This is a genomic window from Escherichia sp. E1V33 (genome assembly GCF_004211955.1).
Taxonomy (GTDB): Bacteria; Pseudomonadota; Gammaproteobacteria; order Enterobacterales; family Enterobacteriaceae; genus Escherichia.
Map to the genome: position 1 here is coordinate 243,531 of NZ_RHJI01000005.1, position 13,848 is coordinate 257,378.

The following is a 13,848-nucleotide window of genomic DNA, read 5'->3' on the forward strand; positions in this document are numbered from 1 at the left end:
TGCAGTCATGCGCCTGGTTCAACTTTCTCGCCATTCAATAGCCTTCCCTTCCCCGGAAGGCGCATTACGTGAGCCTAACGGTCTGCTGGCGCTGGGAGGCGATCTTAGCCCTGCGCGGCTGCTCATGGCTTATCAGCGCGGTATTTTCCCGTGGTTTTCTCCGGGCGATCCTATTCTCTGGTGGTCGCCTGATCCACGAGCGGTTTTATGGCCAGAATCACTGCATATCAGCCGCAGCATGAGACGTTTTCATAAGCGCTCTCCCTATCGCGTCACGCTGAATTTCGCGTTTGGTCAGGTTATTGAAGGCTGCGCCAGCGATCGCGAAGAAGGGACCTGGATTACGCGTGATGTCGTCGAAGCCTACCATCGCCTTCACGAGTTGGGCCATGCCCATTCCATAGAAGTGTGGCGTGAAGGCGAACTTGTCGGCGGCATGTACGGCGTGGCGCAGGGAACTCTGTTTTGTGGCGAGTCGATGTTCAGCCGCATGGAGAATGCCTCTAAAACGGCGCTCCTGGTTTTTTGTGACGAATTTATCCGTCACGGCGGCAAGCTTATCGACTGCCAGGTATTAAATGACCATACGGCCTCGCTTGGCGCCTGTGAAATTCCTCGCCGGGATTACCTCAATTATCTCAATCAAATGCGCCCCGAACGGTTACCAAATAATTTCTGGGTACCACGGCGATTGTTTTCACCACAAGAATGAATGTTTTCGGCACATTTCTCCCCAGAGTGTTATAATTGCGGTCGCAGAGTTGGTTATGCTCATTACTCCGCTGCCGATAAGGAATTTTCGCGTCAGGTAACGCCCATCGTTTATCTCACCGCTCCCTTATACGTTGCGCTTATAGTGCGGCTTAGCCGTGTGTTTTCGGAGTTATGTGCCAAACCTGTTTGTTGCGAATTAGCGCACAAATCTTTACTTATTTACAGAACTTCGGCATTATCTTGCCGGTTCAAATTACGGTAGTGATACCCCAGAGGATTAGATGGCCAAAGAAGACAATATTGAAATGCAAGGTACCGTTCTTGAAACGTTGCCTAATACCATGTTCCGCGTAGAGTTAGAAAACGGTCACGTGGTTACTGCACACATCTCCGGTAAAATGCGCAAAAACTACATCCGCATCCTGACGGGCGACAAAGTGACTGTTGAACTGACCCCGTACGACCTGAGCAAAGGCCGCATTGTCTTCCGTAGTCGCTGATTGTTTTACCGCCTGATGGGCGAAGAGAAAGAACGAGTAAAAGGTCGGTTTAACCGGCCTTTTTTGCGTTTGAAAACTGCCTGTACGGCAGTGAACATTGTCTGAAGATTATCGGCTCTGGCCATGAATTTCTAAGCTGCCTGTACGGCAGTGAACCCAGTAATCTGACCTCCACCAGCTCGCGACACTTTCTAAGCTGCCTGTACGGCAGTGAACAAAAGAACCTTATGGTCAAAGCGATATAGTTCTTTCTAAGCTGCCTGTACGGCAGTGAACGACATAATGAAGGAGCCTGACGAGACTACTGATTTCTAAGCTGCCTGTACGGCAGTGAACATTTTGAGGACGGCGGCTGGTTTGTCTGCGGCTTTCTAAGCTGCCTGTACGGCAGTGAACTTCGCGCTACGAAATCGACTAATGATTTATGATTTCTAAGCTGCCTGTACGGCAGTGAACTATAACACGCTGTTTGGACCCGGCGAACTACCTTTCTAAGCTGCCTGTACGGCAGTGAACTCCATAGTTGTGGCAGTTTTGCCGTTTCCATGTTTTCTAAGCTGCCTGTACGGCAGTGAACGCAAACGAGGTGCGCCTGATGTGCAACCAGGACTTTCTAAGCTGCCTGTACGGCAGTGAACCTTACGTCATGTTTGATCTATTTAATACAATATTTCTAAGCTGCCTGTACGGCAGTGAACGACATAATGAAGGAGCCTGACGAGACTACTGATTTCTAAGCTGCCTGTACGGCAGTGAACGTTTTATTCAGGTTGGCATTGGTGTGTATGGATTTCTAAGCTGCCTGTACGGCAGTGAACTTTGGTGATGGCATCAGCTATGAACTGGAAATTTTCTAAGCTGCCTGTACGGCAGTGAACGTAACGGCGTGTTTTCAATTGATGGACTGATGTTTCTAAGCTGCCTGTACGGCAGTGAACCTAACTGACATCCTCAACGGCTCATTCCAAAGTTTCTAAGCTGCCTGTACGGCAGTGAACCAATTTGATACATCTGCAACAGCTAACACAGTTTTCTAAGCTGCCTGTACGGCAGTGAACTTAGCCAGCAGGCGTGGTTGCGCTATTGCTACTTTCTAAGCTGCCTGTACGGCAGTGAACCGGCATCAGTTACCTCCCCAGCCGTTATCGTTTTTCTAAGCTGCCTGTACGGCAGTGAACATCTGCCAGAACATCACGCAACCACAGCACCGTTTCTAAGCTGCCTGTACGGCAGTGAACCAGGATGATAACGAGTGGCTGCATATGTGCCTTTTCTAAGCTGCCTGTACGGCAGTGAACCAAAGAACGCTGTTACCGCTTCCCTGTGCGCCTTTCTAAGCTGCCTGTACGGCAGTGAACACGACAGACGCAACAGAGAGCGTTTATCGCTGTTTCTAAGCTGCCTGTACGGCAGTGAACAGCCCTGGTAGTCAATTTTGAACGCGTATTCATTTCTAAGCTGCCTGTACGGCAGTGAACATGACCACGGTCTTTTACCGTAGCCTGAAGTCGTTTCTAAGCTGCCTGTACGGCAGTGAACGAATACAGCAACCAGTACCAGTTCATGGCCCATTTCTAAGCTGCCTGTACGGCAGTGAACATATTATGACATTCGATGAATTGGCAGAAAAATTTCTAAGCTGCCTGTACGGCAGTGAACAATCTACGACAGCACAGCTACAGATTCCGCGCTTTCTAAGCTGCCTGTACGGCAGTGAACGGTTCATCGGTTTCTATTTTTTTAGTTGCAATTTTCTAAGCTGCCTGTACGGCAGTGAACACAACGTGCCGTATATTCCGTTCTCTGGCACCTTTCTAAGCTGCCTGTACGGCAGTGAACGATTAGGGTGCAAGTCCGGGCGCAGTTCGTGCTTTCTAAGCTGCCTGTACGGCAGTGAACGTAGTGCGCGCGGTAGCCAAGATTCGTAAACGTTTCTAAGCTGCCTGTACGGCAGTGAACAATAGTTTCCTGCCGTCGCCTTATTTTTTTGATTTCTAAGCTGCCTGTACGGCAGTGAACAATACCACGACACCGACTAATTCACAGCCAGCTTTCTAAGCTGCCTGTACGGCAGTGAACACGATACCCGCCGCGAATGCCTTAAATTCGAACTTTCTAAGCTGCCTGTACGGCAGTGAACTGGGCTGCCAGTGGCTTCCAGGTTGCGGACCATTTCTAAGCTGCCTGTACGGCAGTGAACATCGGTCTGATTTGCCATGCGCTGCTGTTCAGCTTTCTAAGCTGCCTGTACGGCAGTGAACGCTTCCTCATACACGCGCACCGTTCCGGGGATTTTCTAAGCTGCCTGTACGGCAGTGAACTGAAATAATAGCAGACTATCCGATTGATTTACTGTTAAAACTTACAAAATCACAGTTTCAAACCCTTTTTCCAGACTTCAAAATAGCAATAAACAAAATCAATGAGTTACATTACAACCTAGAAAAAGGGTCGGTTTGGTACTCCTTCAAACTCATATTTTCTGCATAGATTTTGATAAACAATTGATCAGAACACACACGATCATAATCTCCATAGCGCGAACAGTATGTTCATTGCGTAACCAAACGAATCAATCTCTATAAATTCTTCTTGACCGTTTTACTCCAACTCCCTATAGTAGCGCCCCGTTGCCCCCCATGAGGTCAGGCAGCAAAACAATTTGGTGAGGTGTCCGAGTGGCTGAAGGAGCACGCCTGGAAAGTGTGTATACGGCAACGTATCCGGGGTTCGAATCCCCGCCTCACCGCCATATTTTAAGAAGAGCTCGTACGAAAGTACGGGCTTTTTTTCGCATGTTGCACAGACTGGCGGGGGTGAGAAGCCCGGCCCCGGGTTCGACAACTGGCGACAGCCAGTTGGACAGACCGTGAACGCAGTGAACGGGCTGCCCGCAGGGCGAGCGAAGCGAGTCAATCCCCGCCTCACCGCCATATTTTAAGAAGAGCTCGTACGAAAGTACGGGCTTTTTTTTCGCATGTTGCACAGACTGGCGGGGGTGAGAAGCCCGGCCCCGGGTTCGACAACTGGCGACAGCCAGTTGGACAGACCGTGAACGCAGTGAACGGGCTGCCCGCAGGGCGAGCGAAGCGAGTCAATCCCCGCCTCACCGCCATATTTTAAGAAGAGCTCGTACGAAAGTACGGGCTTTTTTTTCGCATGTTGCACAGACTGGCGGGGGTGAGAAGCCCGGACCCGGGTTCGACAACTGGCGACAGCCAGCTGGACAGACCGTGAACGCAGTGAACGGGCTGCCCGCAGGGCGAGCGAAGCGAGTCAATCCCCGCCTCACCGCCATATTTAAAGAAGAGCTCGTACGAAAGTAGGGGCTTTTTTTTCGCATGTGACCCGTCCTGAATAAAAAACACGTACTTCCTCTTCGAAAGTACGTGAAAATCAGTGGCTGATTACCATACCCATTAGTCGTAGGAGACGGCAAATATGGCTTTGCTTTGGACTTCTCCTGGCTGTAGTGCTTCCTCCTTCACGCGGACATATTTCGCGGTAATCGGGAAGGTGTACTGATTCTCAATGGCCACCATTTTAGTTAGTTTGTTCATCAGAGTATCGCCCAGCTTTAACGGTGTCGTCGCGTTGCCATTATAAATCTGGAACCCAACCCCCTTAGCACCATTAAGCGATGTATTTTTCAGAATGGTACCACTATCATCCCATTCACCGCGCGCAACTTTAAAAGTCACTGGATTAGTCGTGACGTTATAAACACTGTCACAATTTAAAACCAGATCTATAGAACCTGATTTTGTATTATTGGCAGATTGCATCTCACTTATCGTTGTTTCTGGCATTCTTATTTCGTAAGTCGGTTGCGAGAAACTACAGGTTGTAGGTTTATGTTTGATGCTAAATTCTATATTCTGTGCATAAGAAACATCACTATTTAGTCGCCCAGTAATCCAACATAAAAACCATGATACGATATTATTATTGCAAGAGTTATCTGTTAGTATGCTAATAGCGGGGCGCGGAATGGTTATCTTGTCGATATTGGTGGTTATTGTATGGTCTGCTTTACTCGTTGGTCCAACATATTCTGCCTTAAGAGTGAACGGCTTGGTATTTATAACGTCCTGAGTGTTATATTCTTTTGGAGAAGCACTCAAGGAATCAGTTCCTGTAGAAACAGGAAAAGCACTACTCTCAAGGTTAAATTTCATAAAAATTGATTTCTGTGAACTAGACTCTTTAAGTTCAACAATATAATCTTTTAACGGTGTTGCATAATACATTTTATCGCTTGTTGCATTACATGTGAACGTATCAACTAAGTTTGTATTAATTACAGCCGTTACCGTTTCCTGTGCCATATCTAGTTCTATCGTTTGACTTGCTGTTGTATTCGGCCCCAAGGTACATTTAGCCTGTCCCAAAAATGGCAAAGCCAGTAAAAACAAAAACCAATATTTCTTCATAAACAAATCCTTTAACGACAAATATAAACTTTATTCTCATCAATAACGTTATCAAAAGTAATAGTGCAGAATTGTTCCTGCTGTTTATTAACCGAGACGCGAATCGACGCGGGAACATCATTGGTGCGAATAAATATCCGACTTCCCTGTCCTACTAAGCCCACATTATTGCCGCTTTCATCTTCAACCTCATAACCAAACGGCAACGGAGAGCCATCAGGGCGTTGGGAGATGAAATACCAGGGCTTGCGTTCATCAGTCTCAAACTGCGTCATCACTACCGCACCACGATAAGGAACGGTGTTTTTACGGTTACCCAGTAGCGCCACATCGCTTTTACTGTCGGCAATATCCAACATCAACGTATTTTCACGATACGGCGTCAGGTTGTCATAAATAGCGTAGCCTCTGCTATCCGTGGTCAGGTAACGATACCCCTGCACCGCCGCTCCCTCCAGTCCCGGCGCTTTGACAATGGCGAACGTATCGGAAAGTCTGGGAGCCAGTGCCACCCCGTCCGACCACGCGACTAAACCGCCTTGAATATTACCGCTAATCTGCTGATATCTTTTCGACTCGCTATAGCTGCCACCAATAGTCGCCAATGGCGCACGCCAGGTCAGGTTTCCACCTGCTGTTGTTTCGCTGCCCTGTTGTTGATGGCTTAAGTTAGCCCCGTAGCTGAACTGATCGCGACTCCCCGCTACACCGCTGAGGCTGGTATTATTCGACCGATAGCCGTCTTTATCAAAAGTGGTCGAGTTAGAAACAAATAAATCTCGTCGTTTTTCAGTGATTCCATCGCCCCACGAGAAGGGAATTGAGAAATATAAGTTAATGCGTCTATCTTCGCGGTTATCTTCATCGTAGGTCTGGCTAACAGACAAGGTATAACTAAGGCGTTCCCAGGAGTTCGAATAGCTGAGTTGATAATCTTTCCCTGTCCCGCTACGTTCCCAATAATCCCGCCATTGACCACTAACTGATAAATACCCCCACTTTTCCGGTAATGACTGGTTTATATTTACAGAAAAGCTGTTCTTACGACCAAAGTCGTACTGATAATAGTCGGCGATATCATAAACTGAGTTATCTTCTCGATTATAGCTTTTCCTGTTATTTGCCCACACGTGATCGTTAAAAGTACGATAATCCCGAGAAGAATAACGCCAGGCCGCCAGCGAAAATTGCGTTCCACTTTGAGAGAGATATTTGTTCCAGGCAACCTGATAACTTTGACCATTAAACACATCACCGTTATCTTGCTCACTGTGTGAATGGGTAAAATCAACCGATACCGCACCAATCGGTGTATTCCATCCTGTGCCGAGAACAAATGATGAGTAATTATCAGACAGCTGTGTGCCGCCATAGAGTGTCAGCAAATTATTAAGGCCATACTGATAGCTTCCCTGAATAAAATCTGACTGTTCGCTGGCGCCCTCAATACGGCTACGTCCGGCAGCAAATTCATATTTCGAAACGCCCGGTTGCAACATATTTGGTACCGATGAATAAGGTACACGATAACGCGACACCGAACCGTCAGCTTCTTTAACGGTAACTTCCAGATCTGCACCACCACCAGCAAGTTGCAAATCATCAATGGCGAATGGACCTGGCGGAACCTCTTTCTGGTAAACCACAAAGCCATTTTGTTCGATAGTGACAAGTGCGTTACTCTGGGCAACTCCACGCACCACAGGAGTAAAATTCTGTTTAGAGTTCGGCAACATCTGCATATCACGCCAAAGGCGTACACCGCGAAAACGCACGGAGTCAAAAACATCGGAGCCAGTATACATTTCACCAGCACGCAACGTACCGAGAATTTGTGGAATTCCCCGCTCCAGATATAACGTGTTACTCTTCCATTTACCGCTGCTCTCGTCACTTTTCGTATAATTGGCATTTGAATGCAATTGCCAGCCCAAAAGATTTAAACCACTATTCAGATTTAAATAGCTACTTTTATTATCTCCTCCGTGCTTATAATTACTGTAATACTGACTGGCATAATAAGAAGTATACAATGCGTTAATCCCGCGATCCCATGCCTCAGGCGGGACATATCCGCGTTCATACTCAACGACATAGGCCTGAGGTACACTTAACTTCAGGTTAAAATGCCCAATATCATAGTCAACGCTGCCGCCCTGTACTGCATCACGAAGTGGTACGCATTCTACACCTTTATCAATATTAATTCCTTCAGTGAGGATACCTATTTGCTTTAACTGCTCCCAGGATAAACAAGTCGCATCCGGATCGTCTTTAATATCGACATTATAGTGTCCGCGCCACTGATTATTCAGGTAAACATCCATGTCATAAATACCAGGCATCGGCTTATCACTATCAATATGATAGTCAGAAATTTTTTCCCCATTTAATCCGCCAATCATAAAATGGGTGTCAAATGTTTCATCTTCCGCCCATGCAGGCGAAGTAGCCAACACCGACAGGATAGCCAGCGTAATAGAATTAAGTTTAGACATAATCAACCCCTGATCTATTTGACGGTTTTTACTTTTTCACTCAAATAGTTTCCATTATCATCAATAAGTGTAATTGTATATTGATTGATGGCTGAGGCTGTGGTGACAGTCTTATCTGACCAGGGGGCTAATAACAACGTTTCCTTATTTATCTTTGCATTCCCGGTAAACTCAGGAATAGTTATCCAGTTTGCGGAGTTGTTTTTGATATTAACACCGCCATTGGCATGTTTAATACTCAGACGACGAAAACTTTCTTTATCCACGCCAGTAAGCCCTTCAGGGCGGTAGATAAATTTAATACGGTTTTGCATGGCGAATTTAATGCCATTCTTATCTTCTAATTCGGGGCAATTAGGTGGGATGTCTAGCACATTGAGGAAGAACAGGCTTTCGCGATCTTTAGGTAGTGTATTCGCCAATTTTTTGATTTTGAGTTGTTGCCCTTCCCCCCCTTTCACGTGAGCGACCGGTGGCGTCAACACAAACGGAACATGAATTTTTTCTGGGGGTAGGCTAGTATCGCCATCATCAATCCATGACTGAACCAGGGCGCTACGATTACCTTCATTCATTAATTGAACGGTAATCTCTTTTTTCTGTTCTGGATAAATAACGCGAGTGCCGTAGATATAGACGCCACTCCACGCAGGCGTGACCACGCCGGCCAGCAAGAAGGCTATTAATTTTTTCATTAAACTTTCCTTGTTTGAGAAATCGGCGGCCGAAGCCGCCGATAAACACGGTATTAATCTGTCACGACAGTCATTGTCAGAGCAGAGTTAACCGGGCCAGCAGTCACCACATCACCTGATTGAGCGTATTTAGCACTGAAATTTAATGTATATTCATTAGAGCTGTTTTTTTCTAACTCAATACTTTTATCACCTTCAATATTTTGAATTTTCCCATCTGCACTCTCATAGTAGACAGCAAAACCAGCACCATTTTGTATTGCCGAAGTATTAATGGTGATATTGCTACGATTTGCATCAAACTGACTTCTGGAAAATGTAATTCTGGGGGTCTTGCCTGGTGAACATTTAACCGTCAGCGGTACGGTTATTTTATTTGAATAACCATCATAAATAAATCCGGCACTTTGATCTTTAAATTGATCTTCACCAATCTCGTTCATAGCAATAGTAGCCTAGCTATTCCCGATAAATTGGCAAGTAGTTCCAACCACATTACCGGTAATAATCAACTCGCCCTGTTGATTCCCTTCGGCAACAGCCCCTGCACTCATAAAAAGAGAAGATAATACTGCAACTGCAATAATTGAACGTTTCATAGTCTATTCCTTAACTAATTTATTCCAGGTGATTAAGAGTCTCTGTCCTCTCGGAAATGAATTTCGCAAATTACATTTGCTATCGCAATGTAAACAAGTTGTTTTCGTGATTTAAATCAAATTATCAAAAACAAATAACAGACAAGAAAATACCTATAAAAATGTTTTCCTTGTTTACTATTCGGCATTATTTGATGTCATTACAAGGTAGATTAATACATATAATTAATTGCAGATTTTTTATTTTAAATAAATATTCATATACTAATGAAAGTGTAGGGCATTGAATTCTTTATTCTATTTCCAGCCAGAAATAGGCTTTTCAATAGACAAAAAGACCTGACGGTAAGGCCAGGTCTTTTATACATTACAACTTACTAATCAAAACCAAGGAATAGTAGCGGTTGCGCTTAATCCATAACTACTGAATACCCCTTTAACCGGTTCTGTACGCAACTCTCCGTGTCGGATAAACAATTTGAACTGTTGCTGACTCGACAAACTTTTCATATTAAGAAAAGGTAAGTCGGTCCGCTGTTCAGCTTGCGTCGCCAGTCGCTCAATGGCCTGTTCTTCTGTAAGCCAGCCTTTTTTCACTGAACGCCTTAACAGACGCTGGGGGTTACTTTTAACCTGCACACGGCTTACTACTCGCCAGCCCTTTATTTCTGGAACGGGAGTGACAGGTGAACATTGGCAATAATCCGTAAGCCCTTTACGCCACGTTGAGGCTTCAAGCGCCTGCAATGCCTGGGCGCTACCATGCAAGCGTAAACGCGCGCCAGGCATAACATTTACGTCAGGGAAACTCACACCGATATCGCCTTGCCCTCTTGCACCTAATGCCCGATGCAGTTTGGCAAATAACGCCGCCATCAACATTTCGCTCGAAAATTCTGGATCTGGCAGAACGCGGATCTCAAGGTAGTGATCCATTGGCAGCTCCTTATTCCGATTTCTCACCAAAAACACCGCCACGAATCAGCACAGCCATCACGTAGTGCTGCTGCTCAACTTCTGGTTTCATCCCTTTAGTCACCCAATTGTCCAGTAAGGTATAAAAATCGAGTTTTTCTTTCGGTTGACGGCAGGCTACACCGCGACTGGTTACAGAACCGTAAGGTTCCACAGCGATAGCCCCCAATTCATCAACTTTTGGATGCCAGGTATCGATGGTACGTAAAGCATTGCCAATTTTCTGAGAGTGGATACCGGCAATGCCAGCCACCTGATATAACACGCGACTTTTGCTACTGTTGCTGTCGAGTACCAGCTCCTGCGACGGGAAAACTTCTTGCCCGGCACCAAAACGAACCTGCGCTTCAACGGTAAGCATTACCCACTCTTTTCCGCTCAATCCTTGTTCAATCGTTGCTGCCAGCTTCGTGACGCTACTTTGGCCCTGATCAAATTGACGTAAGGAGAAGTCATGGCTGTTAAAAGTCCATGATTTGTCGTTAGCGGTGACTTTCACCTGAATTTGCTCGGCACCGATACGGTTACGCCACAGAAAACGACCATTTGCCAGATTCAGGGCATAGCGAAGCGCCAGCTCTTTAAAGCCATGTTCGCTGATATAACCTTCAATAACGTCGGAAAGCGCCTCCTGGTAAGCCATATCATTACATACTGACGGTGTGGATAAATTACCCAGCACACGCAGCGTAAACACCACCTTTAACGTATCCGCATCTACCGGAAGCGCAGCCACATCCACCCGTTGCAGGTTGGCTTTTTGGATTTCAGCATCCAGTTTTGTGGGATCGCTGACAATGGCATTTTTCAGGCGATTAGAGATGGTTCCGCGGACCGCTTTCTCCTGAATCTCAATGGGTTGCCATTCATTTCCTTGCCAGTTACCTGCGTACATTACCGCGTCAGAGGTTGCCAGTTTGCGCTCAAATGCCAGTACCGACGCCGTTTTTATTGCTACAGGAGCCTTTGCCATAATTATGTCCTTATTCTGTATCGTCATCTTCATTAGTAGTAGGGTCGTCAACGACTGGTATTGCCGAGCAATAGTAACCAGTGTCCGTTGTACGGTAACGCCACATCAGCGGTTGCAAGCTAGTAATACGATGTAATCCGCGCCATTCGCCAATGCCATAAACTGCTTCGGCAAAGGCAAATGGTGTCGAGGTATCGCGCGCATTTTCAACTTCACCGGGTGCGTAAACAGGAGAAATGCGTTGGTAGCCACACATTAGCGGTACCAGGAAACCAGGCATTGGCTTCGGCTGGTATACCCATTGTGCGCTGTTATCTTCTGCCGGAGATTCGGCCTGATATTTAATCGCGGCAAAATCAAGCCAGGCATCAAGCAACGATATATCGGGATGTTGTTGGTGATGTTCAGCCAGCCATTCACTGCGGTCGTAAAGCGCATAGCCAGGCATTAAACGCCAGATGATTTTACGCAGTTGCTTTTCATCTTCAGGCGCATGAAAAAGCTGCGGTTCGCGCATGTCAACAATGCTGCCGCCCGCCAGTTTGTGGCACTGGCAGAGCATTTTCAGATGGTCGCAAAAGGCTGTTCTGCCATATTCACCATTGGTAATTTCTCCATTACATTCAATCAGCAGAGAAACCGTCAGGTGCATGCGGCCCTCTTCATTGAACGAGGCGGTTTTACCTTCTCTGGTTAATGGGTTACGGGTGAGAGCGAATTGAAAATCGCGCCCGGAGCTGTACGCCTGAATATGCTGTTCATGGCTTACTACCGCACAACCGTCAAAACTTACGCCAAATTCATCCGCCACTTTGCGAGAAAGCGCATGAACATAACCGAGAAAATGGGTCATCGACGGGAATCCCCAGGTCAACCCGGAGACGGCGTTAGCGTTTTCGATGCGTACATGGGGTAACAAGAGCAGATAACTCATTTCAGCGCCTCCTGCAGAACAGCTTCCATTTCACGCATCCGTTGAGTAAACAGGGACTGACTGCGCCACTCTCTTTGCTCGACAGCACCGACATCGAAACGGGCTTTTTTCAGGCGATAGTTCAGCCAGCGCGCGAAATCATCGGCGACTGTCCCTTGCCAGTCGTTTTTCTCACGTTCCAGCTTGAAAGTCTCATCTGAGAGGCTTCGCCACGGGTCCAGCCAAAGTTGTTGGTGGCGAGGTAAGTCTGGTGATTGCGCGGACCAGCCCTGCCATTTTTCTTGCTGAAAAGAGGATGCCTGCATGAACAGCAGATCGATCAACTCGTCAATATATTTCGCCCGCGCAGTACGGATATGAACATTGTTTATGTCAACCTTCAGCAGGTAAGTCATCCGGGCTATGATGCCCGAAGCTGCCCGATTGAAATCACCGCGTAAGGCAAAAATACTGAGCATGTTTTGTGGTGCGCGATCCAGCGTCGCCCATGTAGGCGGCATTGATGGCAACAGCCAGACACGACCACCACGCACACTATTGAGCAGAGAAATATTCTGCGGTTTTGTGCCGCCAAAATGCATTTCGGCAAGATTAGGAAACCGGATATCTGGCTGGGAATGCCATTTTCCTGCTTTGCGCGCATCGCGAATGGCTTTCGATTCCTCGCTAAAGCGCACGGCGGTTAGCTTTTCATACATCACCTGCGCCAGCGAACTGGAAAACAGTGGGCAGAGCAGGTGATAACCATCCGCAACTGGGAAATAGATTTGTTTTGCCAGTTTATGGCTGGCAGGCCGCCCAGTTGTCCATGCCTGGCTAAACCCAGCTACCCACTGCTCCAGTTGCGCTTTATCCTCTGCAAACGTACTTAATACTTGATAATCACCACGCTTCATGCTGGCAAGCAGTGAATCTCCATTGACATCGGTTTGTAGCAGTTTTGCGACGTCCAGTGCGGCGGCATTACCAATCGCGTCAGTAGCGATATTCGCCAACGATGCCGTGTTTAAATAGCTTTCGGTAGCGGATGTTTCCAGATAAAAGCTGCTGGCCTTAGAATCACCATGACTGAATTTAGCGCCATGAGTGACTAATTTGATTTGCCCGGCACGCTTTGCTGCATCCGTTAACCAGTGACGAGGCAGGTAGCGTGCTTCAAGTTCCTGTCGCTCCAGAGCGATAACGCTGGCGTCCTCGCCCTGTTCCAACCGCTTTGCTGCTTCTTTTTCAAAGGCATCTATTTTGGGTTGCCTTCGCGAAGCGATGTAGTCAGTGATAAATTGTATTAGCGCCGTTTTTTCCATCTCGGCTCCTTTCATTAATCCATCAAATTGAAGTTGCTCCCTGACTTCACTGAAAAATCTCCGTAGCCCAACATGGCTTCAGTACAACGACGCATACAGCAAAAGGGGCAACGCCCGTGGTGATTAACATGAATTATCATCCTAGAGTTATCTTCGGTTTAATTTAACTACGTCACATGTAATCACCTTGAGTTACATTAACATAATTCACTATTTGCCACAC

General features: G+C 46.7%; 9 protein-coding genes, 1 tRNA gene, 1 pseudogene and 1 CRISPR repeat array. Of the genes and pseudogenes, 3 read left to right on the top strand and 8 right to left on the bottom strand.

Annotated elements, in window-relative coordinates:
• The first annotated feature begins 7 nt into the window (after positions 1-7).
• From aat to D9742_RS05685, 3 genes are all read left to right on the top strand, one after another.
• Entirely contained in the window at positions 8-712 is a 705-nt protein-coding gene (gene aat, locus D9742_RS05675) for a leucyl/phenylalanyl-tRNA--protein transferase (RefSeq protein WP_130236263.1), read from the top strand.
• A 283-nt stretch (positions 713-995) separates the two neighbouring features.
• Complete coding sequence (gene infA, locus D9742_RS05680) at positions 996-1,214, top strand: translation initiation factor IF-1 (protein WP_001040187.1); 219 nt, start codon at positions 996-998, stop codon at positions 1,212-1,214.
• 68 nt (positions 1,215-1,282) lie between these two features.
• Positions 1,283-3,535: a CRISPR direct-repeat array (repeat unit 28 nt; unit sequence TTTCTAAGCTGCCTGTACGGCAGTGAAC).
• Between the two features lie 343 nt (positions 3,536-3,878).
• Positions 3,879-3,966: transfer RNA gene (locus tag D9742_RS05685), tRNA-Ser, on the top strand.
• 667 nt (positions 3,967-4,633) lie between these two features.
• Here D9742_RS05685 and D9742_RS05695 read toward each other — a convergent pair.
• The 8 genes and pseudogenes from D9742_RS05695 to csy1 all read right to left on the bottom strand — a co-directional run bounded on the left by D9742_RS05695 (position 4,634) and on the right by csy1 (position 13,625).
• The gene (locus tag D9742_RS05695) at positions 4,634-5,647 is read right to left on the bottom strand and encodes a fimbrial protein (protein ID WP_130236264.1); all 1,014 of its coding nucleotides are present in this window, start codon (positions 5,645-5,647) and stop codon (positions 4,634-4,636) included.
• Positions 5,648-5,658: 11 nt separating this feature from the next.
• Complete coding sequence (locus D9742_RS05700; RefSeq protein WP_130236265.1) at positions 5,659-8,145, bottom strand: fimbrial biogenesis outer membrane usher protein; 2,487 nt, start codon at positions 8,143-8,145, stop codon at positions 5,659-5,661.
• Between the two features lie 14 nt (positions 8,146-8,159).
• Positions 8,160-8,840 (bottom strand): fimbrial assembly chaperone, encoded by a 681-nt coding sequence (locus D9742_RS05705; protein ID WP_130236266.1) that lies wholly within the window; start codon positions 8,838-8,840, stop codon positions 8,160-8,162.
• Positions 8,841-8,893: 53 nt separating this feature from the next.
• Positions 8,894-9,439: pseudogene (gene yehD / locus D9742_RS05710) on the bottom strand (fimbrial protein YehD).
• A 381-nt stretch (positions 9,440-9,820) separates the two neighbouring features.
• Entirely contained in the window at positions 9,821-10,375 is a 555-nt protein-coding gene (gene cas6f / locus D9742_RS05715) for a type I-F CRISPR-associated endoribonuclease Cas6/Csy4 (RefSeq protein WP_130236267.1), read from the bottom strand.
• A 10-nt stretch (positions 10,376-10,385) separates the two neighbouring features.
• Positions 10,386-11,387 carry a type I-F CRISPR-associated protein Csy3 gene (gene csy3 / locus D9742_RS05720; protein WP_130236268.1) on the bottom strand — a complete coding sequence of 334 codons (1,002 nt, stop codon included), beginning with the start codon at positions 11,385-11,387 and terminating at the stop codon, positions 10,386-10,388.
• A gap of 10 nt (positions 11,388-11,397) precedes the next feature.
• Positions 11,398-12,321, bottom strand: a complete 924-nt coding sequence (csy2, locus tag D9742_RS05725) for a type I-F CRISPR-associated protein Csy2 (protein ID WP_130236269.1) — start codon at positions 12,319-12,321, stop codon at positions 11,398-11,400.
• A complete protein-coding gene (gene csy1 / locus D9742_RS05730; protein ID WP_130236270.1) occupies positions 12,318-13,625 on the bottom strand; it encodes a type I-F CRISPR-associated protein Csy1 in 1,308 nt (435 codons plus the stop codon). Before csy1 ends, csy2 begins: the two co-directional genes overlap by 4 nt.
• Between the last annotated feature and the right edge of the window lie 223 nt (positions 13,626-13,848).

What these genes read in the sequence shown, in the direction of transcription:
- csy1 (WP_130236270.1), bottom strand. Translation starts at nt 13,625, where the DNA reads ATGGAAAAAACGGCGCTAATACAATTTATCACTGACTACATCGCTTCG.
- D9742_RS05700 (WP_130236265.1), bottom strand. Translation starts at nt 8,145, where the DNA reads ATGTCTAAACTTAATTCTATTACGCTGGCTATCCTGTCGGTGTTGGCT.
- csy2 (WP_130236269.1), bottom strand. Translation starts at nt 12,321, where the DNA reads ATGAGTTATCTGCTCTTGTTACCCCATGTACGCATCGAAAACGCTAAC.
- cas6f (WP_130236267.1), bottom strand. Translation starts at nt 10,375, where the DNA reads ATGGATCACTACCTTGAGATCCGCGTTCTGCCAGATCCAGAATTTTCG.
- aat (WP_130236263.1), top strand. Translation starts at nt 8, where the DNA reads ATGCGCCTGGTTCAACTTTCTCGCCATTCAATAGCCTTCCCTTCCCCG.
- infA (WP_001040187.1), top strand. Translation starts at nt 996, where the DNA reads ATGGCCAAAGAAGACAATATTGAAATGCAAGGTACCGTTCTTGAAACG.
- D9742_RS05695 (WP_130236264.1), bottom strand. Translation starts at nt 5,647, where the DNA reads ATGAAGAAATATTGGTTTTTGTTTTTACTGGCTTTGCCATTTTTGGGA.
- csy3 (WP_130236268.1), bottom strand. Translation starts at nt 11,387, where the DNA reads ATGGCAAAGGCTCCTGTAGCAATAAAAACGGCGTCGGTACTGGCATTT.
- D9742_RS05705 (WP_130236266.1), bottom strand. Translation starts at nt 8,840, where the DNA reads ATGAAAAAATTAATAGCCTTCTTGCTGGCCGGCGTGGTCACGCCTGCG.